Source organism: Pseudomonas silensiensis (assembly GCF_050434865.1).
Taxonomy (GTDB): domain Bacteria; phylum Pseudomonadota; class Gammaproteobacteria; order Pseudomonadales; family Pseudomonadaceae; genus Aquipseudomonas; species Aquipseudomonas fluorescens_W.
Window position 1 is genome coordinate 48,182 of sequence record NZ_JBNDJH010000028.1, and the last position, 24,277, is coordinate 72,458.

The window sequence follows — 24,277 nt, forward strand, 5'->3', positions numbered from 1 at the left end:
TCACCGGTCCTTTGCGACCTTCTGTGAGGTTTATCATGCGCATCACTTCCGAGCTCATCTGCCAGGCCGCCGACCAACTCAAAGGCTTCGTCGGCCTCAATCGCAAGACTGGCCAGTACATCGTTCGTTTCAGCGAAGACTCTTTCGGCATGGACGTGGCGGATGACGGCATTATTCCCACCAGCGAATTCGTCTGGGCCCCAGGTTCCGCGCAGGCCATGACGCTCAAGCGTGAGTTGATTCAGTTGTTGCTGGATCAAAATATCGATGACCGGATCAACATCACCGAGCCGTTGCGGGTGTACATGAATCGGCGGGAAGTGCCGGAGATTTCGGCGGTTCGCAGTCTGGTGCAGAGCTGTTGCGGTGGCTGTGGTGGCGTTCTTCAGAGCGCCAAGTAGTCACTGATCAAACCGATACGCCCGCTCGACCTTGCACACCCGCGTATGGCAAGATGAATACCAGGTCGAGCGCCCGCGTTCGAGAATCTCACTGTGCTCGGGATGATGTTTCCACGCCAGGATCGCCGCTTCGCTGGCCCAGTAGGACACCGTTATCCCGAGCCCGTCTTCACCCCGAGCCGATTCCACACCCAGGAAACCGGGTTGCTCACGGGCCAGTTCGACCATGCGCGTGGCGGCCTGCTCGTAACCCTGATCACCGTCGGTGCGCAGGGAGGTAAAAATCACCGCGTAGTAAGGCGCTGGCGGAGTCTTGGCGATCATGACTTCTGCCTCTTGCAAGCTGCGATCAACGCACGGACCAGCGGCGGCAGCTTGCCCTTGAGTGCTGCGCGTTCAGGTTGGAACAGCGTCGCGACGAAGAACGGATGCCCTTTGAGTTCCACCGCACGCAAGTCGCCCGAAGCATCGTGTCCAACAGCGCACAACTGTTGGGTCAATAACTCATGTTCGAACGCTGGATTAACGCCGTAGCGGCAGCGATATCCTTCGACAATCTCAGCGCTTTCGTACGCCTCGGCGATCAACGAGCCTTCAACCAGATGAATGTTGTCGACGGCCTCCACCAGGGAACAGCTCAGTGGCGTGATCAGCGCTCGCGTCGCATCGGGCGATGTCTCGCCGTGTTCGGCATCTTCCCAGCCCAGAACATGTCGGGCGTATTCGAGTACTGCGTGTTGAAAACCGCCACAGGTACCCAGGAAGGGGCGTTGCTGTTCACGGGCAAAACGAATCGCCCGCAACGCACCGTCCATATCGCGGTAAGGGCTGGCGGGCACGCACCAGAAACCGTCGAAGCCAGCCAATGGCGCATCGGTGCCGATGCGGTCGGTGGCCAACCACTGGAGCTGCACGTCTGTGTTCACATCTTCAGCGGCCATGCCGAGGGCGATGGGGATGGCCTGGTGAGCGGTGACGTGCGGGTCGTAATCGCCGATCAGTGCGATGCGGATTGGGCGGGTTTCCATGAGTGCGCTCCACGCTTGTTGATTCCTGGTACCCACTATAAATTGGCGTTCACGCACTCAATATTGGCGTTATCCCAATTGATCAATGCACCGACGCACTATCGACTGGAGTACCCCGACCTGTCCCTGATCCTCGCGCTGGTGCGCGGCGGCTCTCTGGCCCGGGCGTCGACGCTGTTGAAAGTCGACGTCTCGACAGTGTTTCGCGCGGTGCGCCGACTGGAAGCGGCGCTGGGCCAGCAACTGTTCGAAAAGAGCCGCGCCGGCTACTTGCCCACCACGTTGGCGCAAACCCTGGCCGAGCAGGCTGAGCGGGCCGAACAGGCGCTGGAGGCGGCGCGCATTGGCGTGGAGCAGGGCGGTGAAGTCATCAGCGGCACGGTGCGCCTGACCTGCACCGACTCGGTCTTGCAAGGCTTGCTGCTGCCGGCGTTGGCGAAGTTCATGCCCGGCTACCCGGCGCTGACCATCGAGTTGAGCACCTCCAACGACTTCGCCAACCTCAGCCGCCGGGACGCGGATATCGCCTTGCGCCTGACTCGTACACCGCCCGAGCACTTGGTAGGCCGGCGATTGGCCCAGGTGTCGTATCGAGTCTGCGCCAGCGAGGCGTATCTGAAATCGGTCGATTCCGAAGACTTGGCTTCGCTGACCTGGATCGCCCCGGACGACTTCCTTCCCGATCACCCCACCGTCGCGTGGCGCCGTCAGCAGTTGCCCGGCGTCACACCGGGTTATCGCTGCAACAGCATGTTGTCGGTGACTGAACTGGTGCGGGCCGGGCTTGGTGTCGCGGCATTGCCGGACTTCCTCATCGGTGACGGGCTGCAACCGTTGAGTGAGCCGCTACACGGTTACGACACGGCGCTCTGGTTGCTGACCCGCCCGGACTGCCGCGCCTTGCGCTCGGTGGTGACGTTGTTCGATGAGTTGGGGCGGGCGCTTCGATTGCCTTGACCGAGCGCTAAACCTTCGGCTGATCCTTGCGCACGAAGTGTTGATGCATTTCCGAGGTCAGGCTTTCAATGCGTTCGGTGAGGGCCTTGGTCATTTCGGTGAGCCGGGTGTTTTGTTCGAGCAACTCCAGCAGTTGCGCGGTGTTCTGCGCCGCTTGCGCCTGACGTTCACTGTTGGCGACGGCCAGGGTTTCGCGGTGCAGGGCGTCGGCGTCGGACTGGGCTTTATCCCGCGCCGCTTGACGGGTCTGGGCCAGCAGAATCAACGGCGCGGCATACGCCGATTGCAGGCTGAACGCCAGGTTGAGCAGGATGAACGGGTAGAGATCGAAGTGCGCCACGCCAAACACATTGAGGCAAACCCATAACACCACGATCAGCGTCTGCGCACCGAGAAAGGTCGGCGTGCCGAAGAACCGCGCAAAGGCCTCGGCACGCAGCGCAAATTTGTCGTTGCCGAACGTGGGCGCAAGGTGGGCATGGGGGCGATGAAAGCGCAGATGGTCAACGGGGAGGGCGGGTTGAGTGTCGGAGGTCGTGGTGGTCATGGTGCTCTCTGCATGGCGCTGGGACTGAGGCTCACTATAGCCCCAGCGCCAGTTTCATTCTGAAACACATTGCGGTGTTTTATTCAGAGCGACCTGTGATCGGTAAATCGGCAGACCTTGTCATTTATTGCAACTCGATTCAGAGCTGATAACAGGCCAGGAACATGTCCAGCGCCGAATCCACCACCGTGGTCTGCATCTCGGCTGACAGGCCGGGCAGGCCCATGGAAATCTGTGGCCAGAACGCAAAGGATTTGAGCATTCCCTGGATCTGTTGTGCGGCGAATTCGGGGGCGACTGGTTTCAAACGGCCATCGGCCTGAGCGGCGCGGATCCACACAGTCAGGCCTTCTTCGCGCTCACCCATTCGGGCAACCATGTTCTGCGCACGCTCAGGGGAATGGATGGTGGCGGCGATGGCCACTCGCGCCAAGTCGAGAAAATTGTCATCGCCCATCATCTGCAATTTCGCCATCAGCATCCGGCGCATCTGGTCGCGCAGCGGCTGGTCAGGGTGGTAGGGCGTTTCCTGTTCTGACGTCACCCGCGCCCATAATTGATTGAGGATTTCGGCGAACAACTCTTCCTTGCTGGGGAAATGGTTGTACACCGTGCGCTTCGACACGCCGGCGGTGGCGGCGATCTTGTCCATGCTGGTGATGTCGAAACCGTTGGCACGGAATTCGGCAATCGCAGCCTGAATGATGGCTTCGCGTTTTCGGTCGGTGAGGCGCTGTGGAGCTGTCATAAGTACGCTTCGGCAGGAAGAAGTGGAGAATTACACTTGGCAGTTTACTTGTGATCGGGTTTGATGCAACCTAGAAACTACACTGTGCAGTGTAATGTTTTGTTAATCCTGCGCAGTGAACAATAGATCTCCGGCTGATGCGTGCGTGCCTTGGCCATTTATCGTCTTAAGCGGAAAACTGCGAATCATGAGGTTTTCCTGGAGTCATTCAGTCATGGCCACTTCAACTTCCCCTGCGGACAACGCCTCCACACCTGAAGCATCCCGTCAGGCAGAAGGGCACTTCCGAAACCATGCGCCCGTGCAACGTGAAGGCTTTCGCAAAATGGTGCGCATCATGTGGAACATGATCTTCCACAAACCGCGTAACACCCGCCCGATGGCGCCTGTCCCGGTGCAAACCCTGACTCAGGCAGCGTTGATCGCCGCCCCCAACCACAGCGTTTACCGTCTCGGTCATTCCACCGTACTGCTGAAACTGCGGGACAAATTCTGGATCACCGACCCGGTCTTCGCCGAGCGCGCCTCACCAGTGCAATGGGCCGGCCCGAAGCGCTTTCACCAGCCGCCGATCAGCCTCGAAGAACTGCCGCCGATCGAAGCGGTGATCCTGTCCCACGATCATTACGACCACCTCGATTATCAAGCGGTGCTCAAACTGGCGGACAAGGCCAAGTACTTCCTCACGCCGCTGGGCGTGGGCGACACCCTGATCAAATGGGGCATCGACGCCAGCAAAGTCCGACAACTGGACTGGTGGCAAGGCACTGAGGTCGACGGAATTCAGTTCATCGCCACCCCTTCGCAACACTTTTCCGGCCGCGGTCTGTTCGATGGCAACAGCACGCTGTGGGCCTCGTGGGTGATGATCGACGGCGACACGCGAATCTTCTTCAGCGGCGACAGCGGTTATTTCGACGGCTTCAAACGCATCGGCGAACAGTACGGCCCATTCGACCTGACACTCATGGAAACCGGTGCCTACAACGTCGAGTGGCCGCATGTGCACATGCAGCCGGAGCAAACCCTGCAGGCGCACATCGACCTCAAGGGGCGCTGGTTATTACCGATTCACAACGGCACGTTCGATTTGTCGATGCATGCCTGGTTCGAACCTTTCGACCGCATTCTGGCGTTGGCATGGGAGCGGAATGTGTCGATTACCACGCCGCAGATGGGTCAGGCGTTCAATGTGATGTATCCGCTGCGAGGTAGCACTTGGTGGTCGGAGATGGAAAACGTTGGCGAGCAGGTGGAGCCTCAGAACGCTTGATGATCTGTCGCCGGGCTGCTTACCGCTGCAAGCGGCCCGGGCCGACACCTCACTCAACCATCGCATAATCCGCACGCCCCACCGGATCAGGCGTAGACCCTTTCACATTCATCCCTCGACCCGGCGCAAACCCGGGGAAGAACACCAACCCCTCCGATTCAAACCGATAAGCCAACGCTAGCCGCGTAACATCCAGCACATCGCGCTCATCCTCAAATCGCTGTATAGCGTCAACCGAAACCCCGGATTCCCGAGACAGTTCCTCCACACTCCAACCCAGCATCGCTCGGGCCTGAACGCTATGCGCGGGGGTGAATTGGAAAAGGGCGATACGTTCCAGGGTGATTTTCATCGCAAGAGAGGCCATGGTGTTCTCCGGGCTCAAGAGTGCTGATTCAAAAAATACTGTGTTTTTGTACAGTTGTTTTGAGCCCGAATCAAACTCATTTTTTGATCGGTTCTATCTCGTCCCGTCCAGCCAGGCCGTTGGCGCCTGTCCCAGTACGCGGCGGAACATCGTGGAGAACGCCGCCGGGCTGTCATAGCCAAAATCCAGGGCAATGCGCGTCACCGGTTCGCCCACCACCAGCCGCGCCAGAGCCAGCACCACGCAGGCCCGCTGCCGCCATTGGCTGAAACTCATACCGGTTTGTTGGCGGAACAAGCGATTGAACGTACGCAGGCTGATGTGCAACTGATCGGCCCATTGCTGTGGCGACTGGTGGGCGTCGGGCCGCTGCACAAAGCCTTGGCACAACGCGAGCAGCCGCGCATCGACGGGCAGCGGAATGTGCAACGGCAGGTGAGTGCTGCGCGCCAGTTCATGCAGCAGCAAGCCGATCAGCGTACCGTCGCGCCCGCGTTCGTCATACGCCAGCGGGATCTCCACCGCCTCCATCAGCAAATGCCGCATCAATGGCGAAACGCTGATCACCTGGCAGCGATCCCCCAGATCCACCGCCCCCGGCTCGATATACACACTGCGCGTGCTCACCCCCAGCATCAGCACCTCATGCGCCACCCCCGGCGGAATCCACACCGCCCGCTGCGGCGGCACCACCCAACTGCCGTCGAGCGTGCTGACCTGCATTACCCCGGTGGCGCCGTACAGCAATTGCGCCCGTCGATGTGTATGACGAGGCAACAAATGGCCGTGGGAATAATCCGTACCGATGGCCACCACCGACCGTGGCGTGTGGTCCAGCAGATCAATCGAAACATTGCGCATCGAGCAGTCCCAGGGGTTGGCGTAAACGCAAACATTATTGGCTGACTTGCTGAAGCAGGCCAAGGCGCATCGCTCTATCGTCGACCGCTCTCAACCAACGGACGACGCGCAATGTTCTATCTCCTGCTGGCACTCTTCGGCTGCATGACCGGCATCACCGCGGTGCTGTTCGGCTTCGGCGGCGGCTTCGTCGTCGTGCCATTGCTGTACCGCATGCTCATGACCAGCCACGGCACAGACGACCCCGTCAGCCAATCGGCGATGCACATTGCTGTGGCAACCTCGACCTGCGTAATGATCGTCAACGCCACGATCGCCACCGGAAAACACCGCCGCGCGGGAAATCTCATTCGTCATTACCTGTGGCCATTGGGCGGGTTTATCGGCGTGGGCGCGGTAGTCGGCGCCGTCGCGGCGATGTGGGCGAGTGGCGAGGTGATTCGCTATACCTTCATCGCCTACCTGGCCGTGACCATCGCGGATTGCCTGTTGCGACGCGGCTTTCTTACAGCATCCGACACCGCCATCCCACGGCGATTGGGAAGGGCAGAAGTGTCTGGCGGCGGTGTAGGAATCGGCACCATCGCCACGTTTCTCGGCGTAGGCGGCAGCGTCATGACCGTGCCGTTATTGCGGCGTTGTGGGTTGAGCATGTCCCAGGCGACGTCCATGGCCAATCCGCTGAGTTTGCCCGTAGCGTTGGCCGGGACGCTGACTTACATGGCCATGGCCGGTTTCACCGAGTTTGATCTGGGGCCGTGGTTTGTTGGTTATGTGGATGTGCTGGCGTTTGCGGTTTTGACGGTGGGGGCGCTGGTGGGGATTCGGTTGGCCACGCCTTGGATTGGGCGGATACCGGATCGAACCCATGCGCGGGTGTATATCGGTTTGCTGGTGCTGGTGATGATCAGCCTGTGCCTGAGTTAATCGCAGTTACTTCGCCTCCAACCCCGGCGCTTCCCGAACAATAAAGTGATCCAGGTTCTCAATATTCGCACTGAACACCCCGAACGTCTGCTCGGGTTTTTTTTTGCTCGGCACCTGCTTCAACTCCGGCGTCACACCGTAAAAGAAGCAATACAACTCTTTCCCGCTCTCACAGGCGTGCTTGATCTCTTCCAGAAACGCTTTGCGCTTGCGGTAGTTGTCGATCAGCTTTTTGCTCAGGTAAACATTGACCGAATAAGGCTTCTTCTTCGCCTCGTCCGCTTGCTTGAACCAGACCTTCTGTTCGAAATCGATACGAAAGCTCTGCGTGTAATCCTTGATCTCCTTGATCTTGCCCCAGTAAATCAGCCCCTTATTGTCTTGCAGATACTCGATCTTCTTGAAGAACGACCCATAAGGCGCCGTGTGCTCGCCAATCTTCAGCGGCATGCGCTTGAGCAGGTCCTTGTCCTCGAAGTTCGACACAAAACACTCCACCGGGTGGGCGAAGACACTGGTCTTGTCCGGCGCTGTTTCATGGCTCGGGTGTTCTGTGTTGCTAGCCGCAGTGGTTGGCTTCGGATCGTCCCGCATCACATCCGCCGCCACCGCAGGGTTCGACGGCTTACGCACATACTCACGCCGAGTCAGCAACAACTCCGACGGGAAATGCTCCTCGCGACTGTCATCCGTTTCCGCACCGTCCGCGTCCACACCTGACGCCGACGCCTTGAGGCTGACATAAGGACAATCCGCCACATGCCGGGTGCTGGGCGTGTTCTTGAAGTGCGGGGTGCGAACGTAATTCACGTTTTTGGCGTTGAACGTCGTCAACACATTCGCCGCATCGAAGGCCGCCCTGCAATTGTCATTGGGGCATTGGAAATGTTCTTTGGCGGAATCGAATTCCATGGTCTCGTCGAAATTCAAATCGCGCACGTCATAGATCGACAGCTTGTCGTCGAGGCTGAGGCAGTAGGCGAGGTCGAATTTCATGGTGGGCTCGGGTCCTTGAGGGGGGAAGGGTATTAATAGCGGGAGGTGGGGTGGGTTGCACTTACTGTTTTCATCACAGTGCAAAAACTGCGGCAATACACCAAACCTGTGGGAGCGAGCCTGCTCGCGATTCCCAACACCCGCTCGGTCTAAATGCCCCGCGCTGACCCAGTGGCAACACAACTCAATGTGGCGAGGGAGCTTGCTCCCGCTGGGCTGCGCAGCAGCCCCAGTTTATTCATCCAAGAAAAATCCGCTGCCTGAAAACTCAAACAGCGGATTTGTGAACAATCAATATCCTCGCAGCAACCGCGAAGTCCTGCGCCACCAGGATTCCTTGCGATTGAACGGATCATCCGATAGCAAGCAGGGCATATCTCGCAGCCGAATCCACGGCTCATCCTGCCAATGCAGCATGCTGAGCGACATCTGCGGCCAACTCAGCACACTCAACGTCGGACGCTCGACCAAACGCACCGGACGGGCATCACGCAACGCAGGCACAACCTGATGCGTCAGCCACTCACGAAGCTGGCGATACTCGGGACAGTAGTGATAGACCAAAAGCGCATACACACCGGACTCACTCACCATCAAGTGTTCGGCGGCCGTGTCATAGGTTTGCACGCACATCATCTGCCGCTGATCAGCATCGAGTTTGCGCAGCATGCGCTCATCAAGATATTTGCCCATCAACCGGCCTAGCTCATGAGCACAGAACCATGCCTGGTTCTCTACCAGAAGCGCATGCAGGTGCGATTTATGGCGGGTAAACAGAGTTGGCAAAAGTGGTTCAGACATGGCGTGCCTCCTGAAGTGGAAGCGCGGGAACGGATCTACAGGTACAGCGATTCACCTTCATCGTGAAGGTTTTGAAGTCAGGCATTTCCTTTACCTCTGGCTGCTTTCTTAGGGCATTCGTTATGGGTGTCGGGAGCTAAGAAACCCACCAGAGACGGGCCGGACATATTCCCCTTTCGGGTCTTGTATTCGCCCACTCCCGACATAACGGGGATTTTCTCGCAGGCGTAGAGAAACCGCAGACGAAAAAAAGCCGCATGACTGTCGGGTGCGGAGGACCGCTCTGGTTGAGGCGTTTCTTAGGCGCCGAATCGAAAGCTTATGGAGCCAAAGCGCTGCGGTCAACCCTCGAAAATTATTAACAAGTCGCTAATTGCAACGTTTACGCCTGAGAGTTTGCAGCGAACGCCTCGCTGATTTTGTGGCGTAATGAGTCGATTTTTTTTGTTTCACACTCCCAGATGATCACCACGTTCCACCCGAGTGCACGGAGCGCGCTCTGAGTTGCCAGATCTCTCTCAACGTTTTTAGCGAATTTGGGCAACCAAAAATCGAGCCTACTTTTCGGTGTATAGGCGTATTTGCAATCTGGATGACGGTGCCAAAAGCATCCATGGACAAATATACAGGTACGAAGCTTCGGCATTACAATGTCCGGTTTTCCAGGTAGGTCTTTTCGATGTATACGAAATCGATAGCCGTGGGCATGCAGATACCTCCGGACCACAATTTCGGGACCAGTATTTTTTCCACGAATGGCGGCCATCATCCTCGATCTGGTCGCGCTATCTACGATATCCACTCAGTTTACCTTTGGCAGAATTAGCATATGAATTTTGATCAACCTTTACAGGTCGTTGATCTCTTCGCTGGGCCAGGAGGGCTTGGTGAAGGTTTTTCCTCCCTAAATGAGGGGCAAAGCTTTGAAGTATTGGTCTCCGCAGAAATGGATCCGTTCGCTCGGTCGACTTTACGACTTCGAGCTTTCTACCGCGCTCTGAAAAAAAATAATCCTGCTGCATTGGACGACTATTACCATTTTTGCGAAACCCCCGGAGTCGAGCACCCATGGACGTCACGCAGTTTCAAAGAGTGGGAAATTGCTGACAAAGAGGCGAGGCAGATCAAGCTAGGGAGTCCCGAGGGGAATGCTGAGCTAGATCGGATACTTGAAGATCGACTAGATACACGTAAGCCTTGGGTTCTAATAGGCGGACCTCCTTGCCAGGCTTATTCAATTGTCGGAAGAGCAAGAAACAAAGGGAATCTGGAATACAAGGCCGAAGACGATCACCGGCACTTTCTATACAGAGAATACTTAAGAATAATTCAAAGAAAAAAACCAGCCATTTTTGTAATGGAAAATGTTAAGGGGATTTTATCGTCAAAAGTTGGGGGTGAACAAATTTTCCCGCAAATTCTTAAGGATCTTGCTGATCCCGATCTTGCGTTAGGAGGAACCGCCAAGTCTGAAAACAGATATAGAATATGTTCGTTGGTGACAGATGATGTATATGAAAGTGGAGATGATCCACTTAAGTTAGATCTCAATAATTTTGTAATACGGGCTGAAAATTACGGTGTGCCGCAAAGTAGGCATCGAGTGATATTGGTTGGAGTATCTGAGCGTTATCTTAAAGGGCTGCATGAGCATAAGTTGACGCCATCCAAAGGCCCTACTGTAGAGCAGATGATCGGTAAGCTACCGCCACTTCGGAGCACGTTGTCGAGAGGACAGGACAGCGCTGACGCCTGGTGCAGACAAGTTATCGATCATCTTGATGAGCTTCGATCTGATTTGGTCGCTTCAGGAAAGAATGATCCTAAGCTCGAAATGAAACTGAAGATTTTTCGAGAATCATTTTCCGGTGGCAGATTAAACAATGGCGGACTACGAGTAAGAAAAAATAACAGCTGGTCTGGTAGAGTCGGTGTCCCGGGGCTTGATAGTTGGTTATCAGACGAGCGGCTCGGTGTATGGCTTAATCACGAGGCTCGCGGACATATGAGTTCCGACCTTCGGCGATATGTTTACGCGGCCGTATTTGGTGAAGCGCATTTAACCTCCCCCAAGGGGCATCAAGAGTTCACTTTGGCGGGCTTGGCACCAGATCATAAAAATTGGGAGACAGGAAAATTTAGCGATAGATTTAGGGTTCAATTAAAAGGCCAAGTTGCCTCAACCATAACCAGTCATATATCCAAGGATGGTCATTATTTTATTCACTATGATCCGAATCAGTGTAGAAGTTTGACTGTACGTGAAGCTGCCCGTATCCAAACATTTCCGGATAATTATTTTTTTCTAGGTAACCGTACTCAACAGTATCATCAAGTCGGTAATGCTGTGCCGCCATTACTTGCTGGAAAAATCGCAAAAATCGTTGAATCGATCATAAAAGGTGCATAGAACGGCTGTAGCTAATCGTCCGACTGGTCTCGCGTTTTTGTCAAAATGCGAGGCCTTTTTTTTGTTTGATTTTCTGAGAATCCATGTGGACGTTTGTCTTTACTTGCGTTGGAAACATTTTTGTGAAAAGAATGATGGCGAAGGCATGGCATTGAAGGGGGCTATCTGCTTCTGAAGGTTCGGAGTATGGAGCTTTTCAGAAGAATTTTCGGACTAAATTTATCTTAAGTCTTTGATTTTTAAGAGCTAGGAGACAAGGAATGTTGGAAAGCGTAGTAGCGTTGCCCAAGTCGAAGGCGGCGGTAACAGTGTTATGAGGGAGATTCAGCATCCCCCACATGCCGCTTCGCTCATGGAGTCGATGCGTTCAATCGGATACACGCTAGAATCTGCACTAGCAGATTTGATTGATAACAGCATTTCGGCGTCAGCTAAAAAAATTAGAATCGAGTTTAGACCGTACGATGACCCGTACGTCGCAATAATAGACGATGGTTTCGGAATGTCTCCAGATATTCTGATAAATGCTATGCGGCACGGTAGTACAAACCCGCTTATTGAGCGTGCAGTTGATGATATGGGACGTTATGGACTTGGGCTGAAAACCTCATCGCTCTCACAATGTCGACGCATGACTGTCCTATCAAAAAAAGATAACCATATTAGTGCCTATTGTTGGGATTTGGATATAGTTGTAGAGCGTGGAGCGTGGGTGATGCTCGAGTTAAACGCTTGCGACTATGAGGAAATACCTCACTTTCGGGATTTAGAAGCACAGACCTCTGGTACGATCGTGCTCTGGCAGAAACTCGATAAACTTGTTGCCGGAGAGGGCACAGCAGAAGCGGCAATTGGTCGCCAGATGACGTATGCTCGTGAACATTTAGCTTTAGTGTTTCACAGATTTTTAACCAAGGAGGGTAATAAGCCGAAGATCGGTATTTATATCAATGGAGCCTCTCTTCCCATCTCTGACCCTTTTTTAAGTGATCATAAGTCTACGCAACCTTTGGATGAAGAAAGCTTCACTGTCGAAGGGCGCAAAGTCAAAGTAAAGCCTTTTATACTGCCGCACTCTAGTAAGTTGTCTAATGCGGAGTTGCAGCAAGCCGGTGGTAGTGAGGGTTTCAGAAACTCTCAAGGTTTTTATATTTATAGGAATCGAAGGTTAATAATTTGGGGTACGTGGTTTAGGTTGGCTAGGAAAGATGAGCTGAGCAAGTTGGCTAGGGTTAGGGTGGATATACCTAATTCATTAGATCACCTTTGGACTCTAGATATAAAAAAATCAGCGGCCCATCCTCCTGAAGCTGTAAGATTAAACTTAAAACGCACCATTGAACGTATTCGCTCCGTCAGTGGGCGGACTATTACATTTCGTGGAAAGAAGGTTGATAACTCCGAATTGTCACCAGGATGGAACGAGGTAATCGATCGTGGTGGAGTTAGATTTGAAATAAATCGCGAACACTCCTTGATTAAAGAATATGCGAGCAATCTCCCTTCAAGTATGTTGTCGGAATTTAATCTTATTTTGAGCGTTGTTGAGAGCTCATTTCCGGCTGAAGCGCTGTACTCAAGAATGGCATCCGATGTAAAACCTGACTTTAATAGTGAGGTCGTGGCTGAGAAACTGAGATTATTAGCGAGTTCATTATTTACGAATATGCCAGAAGAATCGGTCGCACGAAGAAGCCTTCTAAACACACTTCATCTTCTTGAGCCATTTAACCTTCATCCCATTATTACAAAAAAGATAGTTGAGGAGTTTTCCATTTGAACGCTCATTCGAAAAATGTTATATCGAACAATGCAAGGCGCCTCGAACTTGGTGTTATTACGACTTTGACTGTTGATGGTATTCCTACCGAGTCAGAAATACTAGATTTGGCAGGGATGTTGAGGAGGATACCTAATTACTCGGTAACCGATGAGGAGTTTCAAGAAGTTATAAAGCGCCTCCATTTATCTTTAACGTTAGATATGGGGATGGGTAATTGCGTATATGATGAACACAATCCTTGGTTGAGAGCGCGAAAAGCGGAAATCGAACCTTTTTATTGGAGCAGGTATCAAACCGACCTTTTGAAACAGGGGTGGGGTCCTAAGGTTGTGAATTCGCTAGACAAAGTGACAGACGAAATATTAGACCTGATGGGAGACCCGCATGGTCGATCGGGTTGGCCGAGACGAGGCTTGGTCATGGGGGATGTTCAGTCAGGGAAGACGTCAAATTATACTGGGCTCATCTGCAAGGCAGCAGACTCCGGATATAAATTAGTAATATTGCTTACTGGAACACTAGAAAGTCTGCGTCGACAAACTCAGGAGCGTCTTGATGCAGGATTCGTAGGATTGGACAGCTCAGGAGTTGTTAATAATCGCAAACGACATCGAAAAGAAATCGGTGTCGGCTTGATCGACGCTACTCGGTCTGCCGGAGTTTTCACCTCAACCGTGGGTGATTTTAAAGCTGACACAGTAAATCAGTTAGGGTTCAAACTAAAAGACTATAAAGAGCCAGTTCTACTAGTAGTTAAGAAAAATAAACGAATACTTGAGAATCTCGCTACATGGTTAATAAATTTTAACTCAGGTTCCGCTGATAGTATAGATATACCTCTTCTACTGATAGATGACGAGGCAGACAATGCGTCGATTAATACAAACCCCAAAAAGGCGACTGCAATCAATGCGGGGATTAGGGGGCTCCTTAAAGTTTTTCCTCGATCAAGTTATGTTGGATTCACCGCTACCCCCTTTGCAAACGTGTTCATAAATCCTGACACTACCAGTGACATGGAAGGTGATGATCTATTTCCACGGGACTTTATCTATGCTCTTGATGCTCCTACGAATTATGTGGGAGCACGAAGGATTTTTGGTGAAGGTGCTTCTTTAAATTGTCTTGAAGAGATAAATGACGCTGAAGAGTTTTTTCCAAAAGGGCAGAAGTCCGATAGTTTCATATCGGGATTGCCTGGTTCTATGCTTGATGCTCTTCGATGTTTTATAATTGTCAATGCTTTAATGGATCTTCGATCCCAGATGCCAAAGCACCGATCCATGCTTGTCAATGTCAGTCATTTTACACTAATTCAAAATCAAATTAGAGATGCACTAGACCACGAACTGCGAGTAATCCAGGGAGATATTCAAAATTATGCTTCTCTTTCGATCACAGATGCGCTGCGGAATAACTCAATTCGCGAGTTATTTAATACCTTTGAAAAATTCTACTCAAACTTAGGCATTGAATGGTCGGAGTTGCAGCACGCGCTTGCGGCTGCTGCCCTTCCAATACAAGTGTCTGCAGTAAACCAAAAAAGTGGACCTGCTGGCTTGGATTATACGGCTTATAAGGAGCACGGGCTTCGCGTCGTTGCTGTTGGGGGAAATAGCCTTGCGCGCGGATTAACTTTAGAAGGTTTGTGCGTGAGCTACTTCTATCGCGGAACGCAAATGTACGATGCTTTGCTTCAAATGGGTCGTTGGTTTGGTTATCGCGTCGGATATGAAGATCTTTGTAAAATATGGATGTCGAATGAAACTGCAGATTGGTATTCACATATTTCAGACGCTACTGACGAGCTCCGGGACGAAGTAAGGCGCATGCAAGTCTCACGGCTTAAGCCAATAGACTTCGGTTTGCGTGTGAGATCGCACCCGGAATCGCTAATGATCACTGCCAGAAATAAAATGCGTGATTCTGATGAGATTGTCGAAACTATTTCGATAACGCAGGAAAGTCTTGAGTCAGCAAGATTATTGAAAGACGCACATGTCTTGTTGGGTAATTATAAATCATCGCAGGACCTACTTCGTAACCTATTGGCTACTGATATTCCACTTAATAACGCATATGATTTTCCGGTTTGGAATAAAGTCCCCAAACACCTTGTTGTCGGATTTCTCAGGCGATTTGTGAGTCACCCCTTAAGTATAAAATTACAAACCTCTAGTTTGGCAGACTTTATTGAGCGCTCATCAGATTCGAAACTCGCCTATTGGGATGTTGGCATCCCAGGAGGAAAAGGGGCGTCTTTGACGGTCGTACCTGGGTTAGAGTTGAAACAACGCCAGCGCACGGTCTTGCTGGACGACGATACTCGGTCACTATTGGTGAACGGTAAGAAAATGCGCGTCGGCTCGTCATCTGATGAGACGATTGGGTTAACAAAAAATGAAATAAAAAGTGCTGAAGATAAGTTTTGGGCTAATGCTTCAAATGAAAGTAAAATAACTGTGCCGGGAAAAGCTTATACAGAAATACGACCGGCACCCCTCCTTTTAATACACTTCATAGAGTCCTCGATTTCAGGAGAGAAATATATATTACCTCTGGAATGTGAGGCATTGGTAGCAATAGGTTTAAGTTTTCCGGCTCTTAGTGGAGCTACGCACCGTATTTCTTATCGTATTAACTTGGTTGAACTTAGAAATATACTGTCCGGACAGACATCAGGCTCCGACGCAACTGATGAGGACGATGAAGATGTCGATTAAGATTGAGACTCTATGGGATTCTATAAGGTCAGATAAAACGGGTGTTGGGTTTAGGAGATTTGATACTACGCATGTGTTGGATTTTTATGTCGGCATTGATAGTGATGGGCGTAGAGCTCTATTGTTGATTTGCCCATCGGAGCCAGCAGTGCAAAGCGACATGAGAGCTGTGCTAGTAAAGTCTTCGGAGCGAGACGATGGTCGATGGTCACTCTTTTTAATTCTTGAAGACATTAGGCTATTAGAACTGTTTTCTCTGTTTTGTGAAGATCTCATAGAGTCGTCAAGATCCAGTTTTGATTTACTCGAGTCATTTGCGTTTGTAATTGGGCGCTTGGCAAGCTGGAGGCAGCTATTTGAATTAGGAGATCTGGGGCTGCTCTCGGAGAACCAAATTCGCGGCTTGTGCGGTGAATTGTTATATTTACGAACTCTAGTTGAGTCCATTGGTGCATTAGCTGCGGTAGGTGCTTGGGTGGGGCCGAGTCGAGCTGATCAGGACTTCCAAGCTCAGAGCCATGCTTGGGAGATTAAAACCATTAGGCCCGGTTGTGACGTTATAAAAATTTCGTCAGAAACACAGTTGGATACTAAACTTCGTTCGATTGATTTGGTGGTGATAGAACTTGGAAATTGTGCTGTTGCTTCGCAAGGTGCATTTACTTTGAATTCTATGGTTGGTGAAATTCAGAATTTATTGAAACCTAATTATCAAGCAAGATTGCTGTTTGATAATTTATTGTTTAAGGCAGGTTACATTCTGCGCCCTGAATATGATGCGTTGAATTTGGTCGTTCGTAACGTTGCGGTTTTTGGTGTGCACGTAGGGTTTCCTTGTATTACTCCTCGTTGTCTGCCTGTTGGTGTAAGTAAGGTCAAGTACGAACTGAGCTTGACGGAATGTGAGATTTTTAAGATTTCTTGATTTCTTGATTTCTTGATTATTGTTGAGGGGATGTAATGGAACTGATCGATTATCATCGAGATTTAATTGAGACGGTTCGCGCAAGAGCTGAGTCTTCTAAAGATTTTGTGAGGGCCAGTTTTGTTGAAGAATGTGGGGAGATGCTGACAGGGGCAGAGGAATTACTAGGTTTTGAAGTTTGTCGCTTTGAAGGCCTAGCTAAAAGAAGGAAACTTCTTGTTGATGGGTATTCATTCGATGATGCTGATAATTCACTATCTTTAATGGTTTGCGAATTTTTCAATGAGGACGAAATCTCGACATTTAATACGTCAGATGTTCAGAAGACATTTGGCATGCTTCGAGCTTTCTTAGAAGAGTCCCTTGATGGCACATTAACAGATGGTAGTGTGGATGAAAGCCAGCCAGGTTATGGCCTTGCCAGCGACTTGATGGATTGGCATTCGAAAATATCCAAGTATCGATTTTATTTGATTAGTGACGGTTTGTTAAAAACCCGAACCAAAGATTGGTTGGAACAAGATATAAATGGTACTGCTGTGGAGCTGCACATTTGGGATGTAGGTCGTTTCCATTCCGCTTATGTCTCCGCGACTGGTCGTGATGAGTTAACTGTTGACTTTTCAGAGGTGGAGGGTAGGGGGTTACCGTGCCTTGCAGCAGCGCATTCTGAGGGCGAATACAAAGCTTATCTTTGTATGATACCAGGCGATTCTTTAGCTGATATTTATGAAAAGTATGGTAGCAGGCTTTTAGAGGGCAATGTTCGGACGTTTCTGAGTGCCAAAGGTAAGGTCAACTCCGCCATTCAGAACACTATTCGCACTCAACCAGAAATGTTTTTTGCTTTTAATAATGGTATAGCTGCAACAGCCGAAAATATAGTTTTGTGTTCAGAAAGTGGAAGCTTGCGAATACAGAGTGCTACGAATTTACAGATCGTAAACGGCGGCCAAACCACTGCATCTTTAGCGCTTGCGAAGCGGGGCGGGAGCGGTAAAAAAGATGTGGCAGATCTATCTAAAGTAATGGTCCAAATGAAGTTGTCTGTTCTGCCGCCGGAGAGAGCGGGGGTATTAACTCCTGAAATAGCTCGATTTGCCAACAGCCAAAACAAAGTTAGTGATGCGGATTTCTTTTCGAATCATCCCTTTCACGTACGGTTGGAAGATTTTTCACGTAGGTTATTTACATCTCCTGTTGGGGGGGCACAACACGGCACTCATTGGTTTTACGAACGTGCTCGAGGACAGTATGTTAATGAGCAGACTAAACTTACGTCCTCTCAGAAAACTCAGTTCCAATTGCAAAATCCAAGGAGTCAGTTGTTTACCAAAACTGATGTAGCTAAATACGAAAATACATGGAAGGAGCAGCCCCATAAAGTGAGTATGGGGGCGCAGAAAAATTTCATGTTCTTCGCTGATGCTATTTCAAAGTCTTGGGCCAGCGATGGGAGAAACTACACTGAAGAGTATTTTCGTTCTCTAATAGCTTTAGCTATTATTTTTCGTAGTACTGAATCAATTGTAACTCAGCAAGACTGGTATCAGGGGGGGTATCGTGCCAACATTGTAACTTACTCAATAGCGAAACTGCATAATCTAATCGCCGAAGAGCAGCTTGGTAAGCAATTGAATTTGCGTAGTATTTGGGATCGACAGCGTATCGATGAGTTCCTGGTAGACCAGATAGCTATTATCGCAAAGTATGTTTTCCAAGTGCTGACAGATCCTGATCGGCCTAAAGATAACGTTACTGAGTGGGCGAAGATGCAAGCTTGTTGGGAGCAGGTCAGGGATTGCAAGATAACGTTAAGTTCTAGTTTTATCCAAACGCTACAAGATTTGAAAGGTGTTCATGAAGCCTCCGAGAGCTCCAAGGTTACTCAAAAGCTAGATGATGGTATAGAAATCCAGATGTTGGTAGTGGATGTGCCGGGTATGGAATGGACTAGGATGCTTAACTGGGGTGTGAAAAAAGATAAGCTCAGCCCTAAGCAAATCAGTTTGTTGCGTGGCGCTACATTAATCCCCAAGAAATTGCCTACTGAAAAACAGTGCATCGAAATTTGGAAAGTTAGAAACAAGTTAATCGAGCTTGGATATTTAGCACTCTAGTGGGCGCATTTGTGGGGGGCGTTCATAGGTCTTCTGAAACCTGCTTAGGTTTTAAATGCTGCATAGCTGAAGTGACATTTTTCGATATAAATAAAAAGCCCTGTATTCAGGGCTTTTTTTATTTTAATTTTTAATCAATCCCAGCTAAGCGCACCACCAGTCTGATACTCAATAACCCGAGTCTCAAAGAAATTCTTCTCTTTCTTCAAGTCCATAATCTCGCTCATCCAAGGGAACGGGTTAGTCGTCCCTGGATACTCTTCCTTCAACCCAATCTGCGACAGACGACGGTTAGCGATGAACTTCAGGTAGTCCTCCATCATCGCCGCATTCATCCCCAACACCCCACGAGGCATGGTGTCACGCGCGTATTCGATTTCCAGCTGAGTGCCCTGCAGAATCATCTGCGAAGCTTCTTCCTTCATTTCAGCGTCCCACAAGTGTGGGTTTTCGATTTTGATCTGGTTGATCACGTCGATGCCGAAGTTCAGGTGCATGGATTCGTCGCGCAGGATGTATTGGAACTGCTCGGCGACGCCGGTCATTTTGTTGCGGCGGCCCATGGAGAGGATCTGGGTGAAGCCGCAGTAGAAGAAGATGCCTTCCAGAACGCAGTAGTAGGCGATCAGGTTGCGCAGCAACTCTTTGTCGGTTTCGACGGTGCCGGTTTCGAACTTCGGATCGGAGATCGAACGGGTGTATTTGAGGCCCCAGGTGGCTTTCTTCGCGACCGATGGGATCTCGTGGTACATGTTGAAGATCTCGCCTTCATCCATGGCCAACGATTCGATGCAGTACTGGTAGGCGTGAGTGTGGATCGCCTCTTCGAACGCCTGGCGCAGGATGTACTGGCGGCATTCCGGGTTGGTGATCAGGCGGTACACGGCCAGGACCAGGTTGTTGGCAACCAGGGAGTCGGCGGTGGAGAAGAAGCCGAGGTTGCGCATGACGATGCGGCGCTCGTCGTCGGTCAGGCCTTCCGGGTCTTTCCAGAGGGCGATGTCGGCGGTCATGTTGACTTCTTGCGGCATCCAGTGGTTTGCGCAGCCGTCCAGGTACTTTTGCCAGGCCCAGTCGTACTTGAAAGGAACGAGCTGGTTGAGGTCGGCGCGGCAGTTGATCATGCGCTTTTCGTCGACCGCCACACGGGCGGAGGCGCCTTCGAGTTCGGCGAGGCCTTCGGCGATGTCGAGGTTGTCCAGGGCAGCTTTTGCACGGGCGATTGCGGCGGAGTCGGACGCGGTTACAGCGCGGGCTTCTTGAGCCGCGACGCCGCCAGCGGTGTCGAGGCGGTCCATGTTGGCTTCAGTTGCGTGCCCAGCGTTGGCGCCTTTTACAACGGTTTCGCCGCTGTCTTCTTTGTCGAATTCGTCCCAGCTCAGCATGACGTGTCGTCTCCTGCGTGAGGGCCAGATGCCCGTGTGAAAACTGATAGGTTGGTTTTTCACACGACCGTACTGGCCGCGTTGGATAGCGTTTTTTGCAGCGGTACACGCAGGCAAATAAACATAATTTTGTACGGGGTTCCGAGAGCCTCTGAGGGGCGCAGAAATCGGTGAAGACTTCGGCGTGGGCTTCAGACTGGCTGTTATCCCTGTAAGGGAATATTGCAGGCCCGTTTAAGGCGGCATTATAGGGAAATTTTTGCGGTCGTGGTGGGGCGAATCCGCGCATGGAGCGGACGAGAAGGCGGGTTTTTCGGTCGGAGCGAGGGTTTACAGGGCTTTGGCTGGATGTCGCGGGTGCAGATTTTTTTTCATAAATTTTGGCGGGCAATTTTTTTGTTCAAAAAACAGCCAGAAAACCGCCTTTTTCACTACATGTTGTGTTTTGAGTCGGTTTTCGATGGCTCCAGACACAACTAAGCCCGACCGAGGTCGGGCTGTAAAGTCACGCTCGATGATCAGCTGAGGCGAGCTGCACCCACGTGGTCCGCACCATCGGCAGCGACTTTGGCAGCGCCGGTGTGATCAAAACCGTCAGAAGCGAGCTTGGCAGCGCCTGTGTGGTCGGAGCCATCGGAGGCAAAAGACGCCGAACCGGTATGGTCGTAACCGTCAGAAGCGACAGCCGCTTGCGTGGTGTAAGCAGCCGAGCCCGTGCGGTCGTAGCCGTCAGCGGCGAAGGTGTTAGCGGCCAGGACGGAGAGGGTCAGGGCGAGGATCAGTTTGGTTTTCATGGTAGTGGCTCCAGGTTCGTTGGCGTTTTGTGCCTTGGGTGTGGAATTGATACTACGCCAGTTAATTTGATTAAAAAGCGCAAATAAACGCTTAATTCAATCGTATTTATCGATGTATAAGGTTCGGCGCTTCATCTGCCTTAATAGCGGGCGGGTGGGTCGAACCTTGGGGGAGTAAGAGCGGGTGATTAGCCGTTAGAGCAGCCGTTACCCATGACGCTGTAGCGCAGAATGTGGCGTTGGCCTTTGGAGTCGTCGTATTCCATTTTCGCCGGAACAACTTCGCACACATTCGGGATTTCGCTCATGGAGATAACTTTGGCGATGTCCAGGTGAGTGGAGTAAGTGTATTCCTCGACGGCGGGTTGCTGCTGCGCGACATCAGTCGGGACCTCGTCTGCCATGGCGGTTGCGCACAGGCTGCTGAGGGCCAGAACTAATAAAGCTTTCATTTCAGATTTACCTTTTAGAGGTCGAATGGGGTCACGCAACCTTTTTGGGGTTGCGTGTAGAACTTAAGTACTAGGTTTTGGATTAACTGCCTTCGTGGGGGCTGCAACTTGGTTAATCACGTTGCCTTGTTGGCGAGGCTGATTTTAGGCGTGGGGTTTACATTCATATAGGCGTGCTTTTGATAAACACTATTGGCAGATCCTGTAACAATCCTCGAAAAGCGACCTTTGGCTTGCTGATGAAGCCAATGTCATAAATGCCCAAAGCCCCTGAAATCACCGCTCTTGAGCACCTCGACGAGGTATAGCCACATTTTGTAGGGGCTTGTTACTACCATCGTCGAATGGTTCTATAGGCCCGGCCCGGCTACAACTGGGTCATACAAAAACAACTATTCCACCGAGGTAACAAAGATGAGTGCGGCTTCTCTGTATCCCGTTCGTCCCGAGGTTGCGGCCAACACGCTGACTGATGAGGCGACCTACAAGGCCATGTACCAGCAGTCCGTCGTTAACCCGGACGGCTTCTGGCGCGAGCAAGCCAAGCGCCTCGACTGGATCAAGCCTTTCACCACGGTGAAACAGACTTCCTTCGACGATCACCACGTCGACATCAAATGGTTCGCCGACGGCACCCTGAACGTTTCCTACAACTGCCTCGACCGTCATCTGGCCGAGCGCGGCGATCAAGTCGCGATTATTTGGGAAGGGGATGACCCAGCCGAAAGCCGCAACATCACCTATCGCGAGCTGCACGAACAAGTCTGCAAGTTCGCCAACGCCCTGCGCGGCCAGGATGTGCACCGTGGCGACGTGGTGACTATCTATATGCCGATGATTCCCGAAGCCGTGGTCGCCATGCTGGCGTGTACCCGGATCGGCGCGATTCACTCGGTGGTGTTCGGTGGTTTCTCGCCGGAAGCCCTGGCCGGTCGGATCATCGACTGCAAATCCAAAGTGGTGATCACTGCTGACGAAGGTGTTCGTGCCGGCAAGAAGATCCCGCTCAAGTCCAACGTCGACGACGCGCTGACCAACCCGGAAACCAGCAGCATTCAGAAAGTCATCGTGTGCAAGCGCACCGGTGGCGACATCAAGTGGAACCAGCATCGCGATATCTGGTTCGAAGACCTGATGAAAGTAGCGGGCACTGTGTGCGCGCCGAAAGAAATGGGCGCTGAAGAAGCGCTGTTCATTCTTTATACCTCCGGTTCGACCGGCAAGCCTAAAGGCGTGCAGCACACCACCGGTGGTTATCTGTTGTACGCGGCGATGACCCACGAGCGCGTGTTCGACTACCGCCCAGGCGAAGTCTACTGGTGCACCGCCGACGTCGGCTGGGTCACCGGCCACACTTATATCGTTTACGGCCCATTGGCCAACGGCGCGACCACCGTGCTGTTCGAAGGCGTGCCGAACTATCCGGACATCACCCGGGTGGCGAAGATCGTCGACAAGCATAAGGTCAACATCCTCTACACCGCGCCAACCGCGATCCGCGCGATGATGGCGTCGGGCAAAGCCGCCGTTGAAGGCGCTGATGGCAGCAGCTTGCGTCTGTTGGGTTCGGTCGGTGAGCCGATCAACCCGGAAGCGTGGGACTGGTACTACAAGAACGTCGGCCAATCCCGTTGCCCGATCGTCGACACCTGGTGGCAGACCGAAACCGGCGGCAACATGATGAGCCCGCTGCCGGGCGCTCATGGCCTCAAGCCGGGTTCAGCGGCACGTCCGTTCTTCGGTGTGGTGCCGGCCCTGGTGGACAACCTGGGCAACATCCTCGAAGGCGTTGCCGAGGGCAACCTGGTGATTCTCGATTCGTGGCCAGGCCAGGCGCGCACGCTGTATGGCGACCATGACCGCTTCGTCGATACTTACTTCAAGACCTTCCGTGGCATGTACTTCACCGGTGACGGCGCGCGTCGCGATGAAGACGGTTACTACTGGATTACCGGTCGCGTGGATGACGTGCTCAACGTGTCCGGCCACCGCATGGGGACCGCCGAGATTGAAAGCGCGATGGTCGCCCACCCGAAAGTCGCCGAAGCGGCGGTGGTCGGTGTGCCGCACGACATCAAAGGGCAGGGCATTTATGTCTATGTCACGTTGATCGGTGGCGAAGAGCCGAGCGAGCAGCTGCGTCTGGAGCTGAAAAACTGGGTCCGTAAAGAGATTGGTCCGATTGCTTCGCCGGATGTCATCCAATGGGCGCCGGGCCTGCCGAAAACCCGTTCGGGCAAAATCATGCGCCGGATTCTGCGCAAGATTGCTACGGCCGAATACGATGGGTTGGGGGATATCTCCACCCTGGCCGATCCGGGTGTGGTGCAGCATTTGATTGATGAACACAAGATCATGAACGTCGCATAACCGCGGTTCTTGAGTCACCAAAGCCCCGCCAGATGATGAGTCTGGTGGGGCTTTTTGTTGGCTGTTGTTTTTGTTTGGGCAGTTCTGGCCTCATCGCGGGCAAGCCCGCTCCCACAGGTTTTTCGGGGATGACTTAGATTTCATTCACACCACAAATCCCTGTGGGAGCGGGCTTGCCCGCGAAGAGGCCCGATCAGACACCGCATAAACAACGCCCAATAATTATCGGCTTCGCCCGAAGGTCAATTCCCACTGTTACCCACACCCATCCAAGTAACTGAATGTGTAACCGCTCGCTCCCATACGGGGCATTGGGAAACGCAAAGCCCCATTCCCGGGCCTCTCCAGCCCCCGCAAAAAATAAGACACAACGCTGCGCTTGCCGGATTAGAAGGGTTTGCCAATAATA

At 52.1% G+C, this 24,277-nt stretch carries 22 protein-coding genes; 10 read left to right on the forward strand and 12 right to left on the reverse strand.

Annotation, left to right across the window (positions count from 1 at the left end):
* Positions 1-35 precede the first annotated feature (35 nt).
* Positions 36-401 (forward strand): DUF2025 family protein, encoded by a 366-nt coding sequence (locus QF010_RS29135; protein ID WP_050482808.1) that lies wholly within the window; start codon positions 36-38, stop codon positions 399-401.
* Here QF010_RS29135 and QF010_RS29140 read toward each other — a convergent pair whose 3' ends face one another.
* Together QF010_RS29140 and QF010_RS29145 are read right to left on the reverse strand one after the other, a co-directional pair.
* Positions 402-725 (reverse strand): antibiotic biosynthesis monooxygenase family protein, encoded by a 324-nt coding sequence (locus QF010_RS29140; RefSeq protein ID WP_429534468.1) that lies wholly within the window; start codon positions 723-725, stop codon positions 402-404. It lies immediately after the preceding gene.
* Positions 722-1,429 (reverse strand): CTP synthase C-terminal region-related (seleno)protein, encoded by a 708-nt coding sequence (locus tag QF010_RS29145; protein WP_429534469.1) that lies wholly within the window; start codon positions 1,427-1,429, stop codon positions 722-724. Before QF010_RS29145 ends, QF010_RS29140 begins: the two co-directional genes overlap by 4 nt.
* 15 nt (positions 1,430-1,444) lie before the next feature.
* On the opposite strand from QF010_RS29145, the gene QF010_RS29150 reads away from it, so the two are divergent.
* The gene (locus tag QF010_RS29150) at positions 1,445-2,386 is read left to right on the forward strand and encodes a LysR family transcriptional regulator (RefSeq protein ID WP_429534470.1); all 942 of its coding nucleotides are present in this window, start codon (positions 1,445-1,447) and stop codon (positions 2,384-2,386) included.
* 7 nt (positions 2,387-2,393) lie between these two features.
* Here QF010_RS29150 and QF010_RS29155 read toward each other — a convergent pair whose 3' ends face one another.
* Both QF010_RS29155 and QF010_RS29160 read right to left on the reverse strand, forming a co-directional pair.
* Entirely contained in the window at positions 2,394-2,933 is a 540-nt protein-coding gene (locus tag QF010_RS29155; protein ID WP_429510868.1) for a DUF1003 domain-containing protein, read from the reverse strand.
* Between the two features lie 139 nt (positions 2,934-3,072).
* Positions 3,073-3,681, reverse strand: a complete 609-nt coding sequence (locus QF010_RS29160) for a TetR/AcrR family transcriptional regulator (protein ID WP_429534471.1) — start codon at positions 3,679-3,681, stop codon at positions 3,073-3,075.
* Positions 3,682-3,895: 214 nt separating this feature from the next.
* On the opposite strand from QF010_RS29160, the gene QF010_RS29165 reads away from it, so the two are divergent.
* The gene (locus QF010_RS29165) at positions 3,896-4,954 is read left to right on the forward strand and encodes an MBL fold metallo-hydrolase (protein ID WP_429534472.1); all 1,059 of its coding nucleotides are present in this window, start codon (positions 3,896-3,898) and stop codon (positions 4,952-4,954) included.
* A 49-nt stretch (positions 4,955-5,003) separates the two neighbouring features.
* Here QF010_RS29165 and QF010_RS29170 read toward each other — a convergent pair whose 3' ends face one another.
* Both QF010_RS29170 and QF010_RS29175 read right to left on the reverse strand, forming a co-directional pair.
* A complete protein-coding gene (locus tag QF010_RS29170; protein WP_033056760.1) occupies positions 5,004-5,321 on the reverse strand; it encodes a helix-turn-helix domain-containing protein in 318 nt (105 codons plus the stop codon).
* Between the two features lie 93 nt (positions 5,322-5,414).
* A complete protein-coding gene (locus QF010_RS29175; RefSeq protein WP_429534473.1) occupies positions 5,415-6,182 on the reverse strand; it encodes an AraC family transcriptional regulator in 768 nt (255 codons plus the stop codon).
* 111 nt (positions 6,183-6,293) lie between these two features.
* Here QF010_RS29175 and QF010_RS29180 point away from each other — a divergent pair, with 111 nt between their 5' ends.
* Positions 6,294-7,109, forward strand: coding sequence for a sulfite exporter TauE/SafE family protein (locus QF010_RS29180; RefSeq protein WP_429534474.1), 816 nt, complete (start codon positions 6,294-6,296; stop codon positions 7,107-7,109).
* A 6-nt stretch (positions 7,110-7,115) separates the two neighbouring features.
* Here the strand turns inward: QF010_RS29180 and QF010_RS29185 are convergent, their stop codons facing one another.
* From QF010_RS29185 to QF010_RS29195, 3 genes are all read right to left on the reverse strand, one after another.
* Positions 7,116-8,105, reverse strand: coding sequence for a hypothetical protein (locus QF010_RS29185; RefSeq protein WP_429534475.1), 990 nt, complete (start codon positions 8,103-8,105; stop codon positions 7,116-7,118).
* A 291-nt stretch (positions 8,106-8,396) separates the two neighbouring features.
* Positions 8,397-8,906, reverse strand: coding sequence for a BRO-N domain-containing protein (locus tag QF010_RS29190; protein ID WP_429534476.1), 510 nt, complete (start codon positions 8,904-8,906; stop codon positions 8,397-8,399).
* 382 nt (positions 8,907-9,288) lie between these two features.
* Complete coding sequence (locus QF010_RS29195) at positions 9,289-9,708, reverse strand: very short patch repair endonuclease (protein WP_429534477.1); 420 nt, start codon at positions 9,706-9,708, stop codon at positions 9,289-9,291.
* Positions 9,709-9,735: 27 nt separating this feature from the next.
* Between QF010_RS29195 and QF010_RS29200 the strand changes: the two genes are divergently transcribed.
* The 5 genes from QF010_RS29200 to QF010_RS29220 all read left to right on the forward strand — a co-directional run bounded on the left by QF010_RS29200 (position 9,736) and on the right by QF010_RS29220 (position 18,867).
* Positions 9,736-11,316 carry a DNA cytosine methyltransferase gene (locus tag QF010_RS29200; RefSeq protein WP_429534478.1) on the forward strand — a complete coding sequence of 527 codons (1,581 nt, stop codon included), beginning with the start codon at positions 9,736-9,738 and terminating at the stop codon, positions 11,314-11,316.
* Positions 11,317-11,677: 361 nt separating this feature from the next.
* A complete protein-coding gene (locus QF010_RS29205) occupies positions 11,678-13,096 on the forward strand; it encodes an ATP-binding protein (protein ID WP_429534479.1) in 1,419 nt (472 codons plus the stop codon).
* Entirely contained in the window at positions 13,093-15,822 is a 2,730-nt protein-coding gene (locus QF010_RS29210) for a Z1 domain-containing protein (protein ID WP_429534480.1), read from the forward strand. Before QF010_RS29205 ends, QF010_RS29210 begins: the two co-directional genes overlap by 4 nt.
* A complete protein-coding gene (locus tag QF010_RS29215) occupies positions 15,812-16,747 on the forward strand; it encodes a PD-(D/E)XK motif protein (protein ID WP_429534481.1) in 936 nt (311 codons plus the stop codon). The genes QF010_RS29210 and QF010_RS29215 overlap by 11 nt, the downstream gene beginning before the upstream one ends.
* Positions 16,748-16,782: 35 nt before the next feature.
* Complete coding sequence (locus QF010_RS29220) at positions 16,783-18,867, forward strand: AIPR family protein (RefSeq protein ID WP_429534482.1); 2,085 nt, start codon at positions 16,783-16,785, stop codon at positions 18,865-18,867.
* Between the two features lie 134 nt (positions 18,868-19,001).
* Here QF010_RS29220 and QF010_RS29225 read toward each other — a convergent pair whose 3' ends face one another.
* The 3 genes from QF010_RS29225 to QF010_RS29235 all read right to left on the reverse strand — a co-directional run bounded on the left by QF010_RS29225 (position 19,002) and on the right by QF010_RS29235 (position 21,498).
* Positions 19,002-20,252, reverse strand: a complete 1,251-nt coding sequence (locus QF010_RS29225; RefSeq protein WP_008034875.1) for a ribonucleotide-diphosphate reductase subunit beta — start codon at positions 20,250-20,252, stop codon at positions 19,002-19,004.
* Between the two features lie 518 nt (positions 20,253-20,770).
* On the reverse strand, positions 20,771-21,046 hold the full coding sequence (locus QF010_RS29230; protein ID WP_033056747.1) for a hypothetical protein: 276 nt from the start codon (positions 21,044-21,046) through the stop codon (positions 20,771-20,773).
* A gap of 188 nt (positions 21,047-21,234) precedes the next feature.
* Positions 21,235-21,498, reverse strand: coding sequence for a DUF2790 domain-containing protein (locus QF010_RS29235; protein WP_008145979.1), 264 nt, complete (start codon positions 21,496-21,498; stop codon positions 21,235-21,237).
* 414 nt (positions 21,499-21,912) lie between these two features.
* On the opposite strand from QF010_RS29235, the gene acs reads away from it, so the two are divergent.
* Positions 21,913-23,868, forward strand: coding sequence for an acetate--CoA ligase (gene acs, locus QF010_RS29240; protein ID WP_033056746.1), 1,956 nt, complete (start codon positions 21,913-21,915; stop codon positions 23,866-23,868).
* Positions 23,869-24,277: the final 409 nt, after the last annotated feature.

Excerpts from the sequence above, each read along its gene's own strand:
- acs (WP_033056746.1), top strand. The coding sequence starts at position 21,913 with ATGAGTGCGGCTTCTCTGTATCCCGTTCGTCCCGAGGTTGCGGCCAAC.
- QF010_RS29175 (WP_429534473.1), bottom strand. The coding sequence starts at position 6,182 with ATGCGCAATGTTTCGATTGATCTGCTGGACCACACGCCACGGTCGGTG.
- QF010_RS29170 (WP_033056760.1), bottom strand. The coding sequence starts at position 5,321 with ATGGCCTCTCTTGCGATGAAAATCACCCTGGAACGTATCGCCCTTTTC.
- QF010_RS29205 (WP_429534479.1), top strand. The coding sequence starts at position 11,678 with ATGCGTTCAATCGGATACACGCTAGAATCTGCACTAGCAGATTTGATT.
- QF010_RS29190 (WP_429534476.1), bottom strand. The coding sequence starts at position 8,906 with ATGTCTGAACCACTTTTGCCAACTCTGTTTACCCGCCATAAATCGCAC.
- QF010_RS29155 (WP_429510868.1), bottom strand. The coding sequence starts at position 2,933 with ATGACCACCACGACCTCCGACACTCAACCCGCCCTCCCCGTTGACCAT.
- QF010_RS29180 (WP_429534474.1), top strand. The coding sequence starts at position 6,294 with ATGTTCTATCTCCTGCTGGCACTCTTCGGCTGCATGACCGGCATCACC.
- QF010_RS29235 (WP_008145979.1), bottom strand. The coding sequence starts at position 21,498 with ATGAAAGCTTTATTAGTTCTGGCCCTCAGCAGCCTGTGCGCAACCGCC.
- QF010_RS29215 (WP_429534481.1), top strand. The coding sequence starts at position 15,812 with ATGTCGATTAAGATTGAGACTCTATGGGATTCTATAAGGTCAGATAAA.
- QF010_RS29220 (WP_429534482.1), top strand. The coding sequence starts at position 16,783 with ATGGAACTGATCGATTATCATCGAGATTTAATTGAGACGGTTCGCGCA.
- QF010_RS29140 (WP_429534468.1), bottom strand. The coding sequence starts at position 725 with ATGATCGCCAAGACTCCGCCAGCGCCTTACTACGCGGTGATTTTTACC.
- QF010_RS29230 (WP_033056747.1), bottom strand. The coding sequence starts at position 21,046 with ATGAAAACCAAACTGATCCTCGCCCTGACCCTCTCCGTCCTGGCCGCT.
- QF010_RS29135 (WP_050482808.1), top strand. The coding sequence starts at position 36 with ATGCGCATCACTTCCGAGCTCATCTGCCAGGCCGCCGACCAACTCAAA.
- QF010_RS29225 (WP_008034875.1), bottom strand. The coding sequence starts at position 20,252 with ATGCTGAGCTGGGACGAATTCGACAAAGAAGACAGCGGCGAAACCGTT.
- QF010_RS29185 (WP_429534475.1), bottom strand. The coding sequence starts at position 8,105 with ATGAAATTCGACCTCGCCTACTGCCTCAGCCTCGACGACAAGCTGTCG.
- QF010_RS29160 (WP_429534471.1), bottom strand. The coding sequence starts at position 3,681 with ATGACAGCTCCACAGCGCCTCACCGACCGAAAACGCGAAGCCATCATT.
- QF010_RS29145 (WP_429534469.1), bottom strand. The coding sequence starts at position 1,429 with ATGGAAACCCGCCCAATCCGCATCGCACTGATCGGCGATTACGACCCG.
- QF010_RS29165 (WP_429534472.1), top strand. The coding sequence starts at position 3,896 with ATGGCCACTTCAACTTCCCCTGCGGACAACGCCTCCACACCTGAAGCA.
- QF010_RS29200 (WP_429534478.1), top strand. The coding sequence starts at position 9,736 with ATGAATTTTGATCAACCTTTACAGGTCGTTGATCTCTTCGCTGGGCCA.